A 434-nucleotide genomic window follows, 5' to 3' on the forward strand; every position below is an offset into this window, starting at 1 on the left:
CTTATGTTGGTAGCGATGAGGCAGATATCGGACAAAGCACATTAAAATTTAGCAGCGTTACATCAAGCAGAGCTAAAATTTACTCAAAGATAGCCTATGATGCTGGTAAATTTAATCCTTATGGAAAAATTAGTGCTGAGTATAAATTTAACACCAAGTCAAAAATAGCAGTGATCCAAGAAGACGAGGAGATCAGCCTAACTCAAAAAGGCACAAGCTCAGAGGTTGAGGTCGGTCTAAGATATACGCCAACTTATGCTACACTCATAAATTTTGGCATAGCACAATCTTTTGGCAAAAAAGATCAAAGTAGCGCAAAACTTCAGTTTGCTTATAGATTCTAAAAATTTAGTGGCTTTTTGGCCACTAAATTTACTTATTTTTATAGATTTTAGCCGTAAATTTTCTTTAAATTTTCAAGCTTTGTGCTAGTA

General features: G+C 34.6%; 1 protein-coding gene. It reads left to right on the plus strand.

The window, feature by feature from the left end; all coding sequences use genetic code 11:
* On the plus strand, positions 1–344 hold a 344-nt coding region (locus tag CYP05_RS01360), incomplete at its 5' end, for an autotransporter outer membrane beta-barrel domain-containing protein (protein ID WP_141090263.1).
* Positions 345–434: the final 90 nt, after the last annotated feature.

The organism is Campylobacter concisus (genome assembly GCF_002913545.1).
Taxonomy (GTDB): domain Bacteria; phylum Campylobacterota; class Campylobacteria; order Campylobacterales; family Campylobacteraceae; genus Campylobacter_A; species Campylobacter_A concisus_AV.